The organism is Kineococcus indalonis, assembly GCF_009906395.1.
In the GTDB taxonomy this organism is placed as follows: domain Bacteria; phylum Actinomycetota; class Actinomycetes; order Actinomycetales; family Kineococcaceae; genus Kineococcus; species Kineococcus indalonis.
Genome location: NZ_JAAALM010000628.1, coordinates 1 through 2,097, shown reverse-complemented (window position 1 = coordinate 2,097; position 2,097 = coordinate 1). Strand labels below are relative to the sequence as shown.

At 79.0% G+C, this 2,097-nt stretch carries 1 protein-coding gene; it reads left to right on the top strand.

Annotation, left to right across the window (positions count from 1 at the left end; all coding sequences use genetic code 11):
• Window positions 1-171: 171 nt before the first annotated feature.
• Window positions 172-2,097 (top strand): VanW family protein (locus tag GTR00_RS25245; RefSeq protein ID WP_166613246.1); only part of this gene is annotated, 1,926 nt, incomplete at its 3' end.

Sequence of the window (2,097 nt, the reverse complement as noted above, 5' to 3'; positions counted from 1 at the left end):
AACCCGCCCCGGCGGGGCGGGCGGCCCCCGGGGCGGGTTCGGCGGTCACGCCCCCAGCGTAGCCCTCCTCGATTCGTTCTGTATCGGATGCGGTGTGGATCGGGAGCCGTCGGGGTGATGTGCCCGGCGGTGCACCCCCGGCTGCTTAGGGTGTGCGCGGGGTCGCGCGGCGTGGGCCGCGCGGAGCGAGCGGGGGACGAGCACGTGCACGAGCGGGTGGACCGGCCGGCGGAGCAGGACGCGGCGCGCAGCCGACGCGGCAGGGGCCGGCACGCCCCGCGGCCCCGCACGAAGCTGCTCGCCGGCCTCGGCGCCGGCGCCGCCGTCCTCGCCGGCGGCTACCTCGCCGCCGCCCTCGCCCTCGGCGGGCAGGCCCCCCGCGGCACCACCGTCCTCGGCACCGACGTCGGCGGCCTGGACCGCGCCGGCGTCGAGCGCGCCCTGGCCGCCCCCGCCGCCGCCGTGCTCGCCCGCCCCGTCACCGTGCGCGTCACCGGCCCCGCCGGCGACGTCGAGGGCGCCGTCCAGCCCGCCGCCGCCGGCCTGGCCCTGGACGTGCCCGCCACCGCCCGCGCCCTCACCGGCCCGGCGTGGAGCCCGGCCGACCTGTGGCGCCACGTCACCGGCGGCGAGGAGGAGCGCCCCGCCACCGCCGTGGACCGCGCCGCGCTGCGCGCCGGCCTGCAGCCGCTGGCGCAGCAGGTGGAGCGGCCCGCCGTGGAGGGCGCCGTCGCCTTCGAGGTGCGCCCCGGCACCCCCGCCACCGTCGAGCCCGTGCCCACCGTCCCCGCGCCCGGCCGCGGCCTGGACGCCGAGCGCACCGCCGACGCCGTCGCCGCCGCCTGGCCCGCCGACGCCCCCGTGCAGGTGCCCGCCCGCGTGCTGGAACCCGCCCTGGACGCCGGCGACGTCGCCGGGGCCGTCGAGCGGGTGGCGCGCCCCGCCGTGGCCGCCGACCTCGTCGTCGCCGGCGGCGGGCGCGAGGTGCGCCTGGCCCCGGCCGCGTTCGCGCCCGCCCTGTCGGTGCGGGCCGTGGAGGGCCGGGCCCGCCTGGTCGCCGACGGCGCCGCGCTGGAGAGCGCCGTGCTGGCCGCCGACCCCGCCTTCGAGACCGCCCCGCAGGACGCGCGCATCGAGGTCGTCGACGCGCGCCCGTCCGTGGTGCCCGCCGTCGAGGGCACCGACGTGGTGCCCGAGGCGCTGGCCGGTGCGGTGACCGCCGCGCTCACCGCCCCGGCCGCCGGTGCGGGCGCCGACCCGGCCGCCGCGCCGCGGCGCGCGGAGGTGCCGCTGGCCGGCGTCGCGCCCGCGCTGGGCACGCAGGAGCTGCAGTCGCTGGGGATCGTGGAGCAGATCTCCACGTTCACCACGAACCTCACCGCCGACCGCGCCCGCACCGAGAACATCCGCATCGCCTCCGCCGCCGTGGACGGCACCCTGCTGCGCCCGGGGCAGGAGTTCTCCCTCAACGACACGGTCGGCGAGCGCACCGCCGCCCGCGGCTACAACCGCGCCCCCGTCATCTCCGGCGGCCGCCTCGTCGACGACTACGGCGGCGGCGTCTCGCAGCTGTCCACCACGCTCTTCAACGCGGTGTTCTTCGCCGGCCTGGACGAGGTCGAGCACAAGCCGCACTCGTTCTACATCTCCCGCTACCCCGAGGGCCGCGAGGCCACCATCGACTGGCGCAGCATCGACAACCGCTTCCGCAACGACTCCGGCCACGGCGTGCACATCACCGCCGGCATCAGCGGCAACCAGCTCACCGTCTCGATGTACGGCACGAAGCGCTGGGACGTGCGCGCCGAGAAGAGCGGGCGCTACAACACCCGCGCCCCGCGCACCGTCTACGACACCGGCCGCGGCTGCTCGCCGCAGTCCCCGAACACCGGCTTCGACGTCACGGTCACGCGCGTCATGACGCCGGTGGGCGGCGGGCCCGAGCAGCGCGAGAGCTGGGAGACCACCTACAACGCCCAGAACCGCATCGTGTGCGGGCCCGACCCGGCCACGGTGCGCCCCAGCCCCTCGCCCAGCGCGAGCACCCCCGCGCCGAGCACGCCCGAGAGGTCGACCAGCGGCTGCACGCTCTGCGAG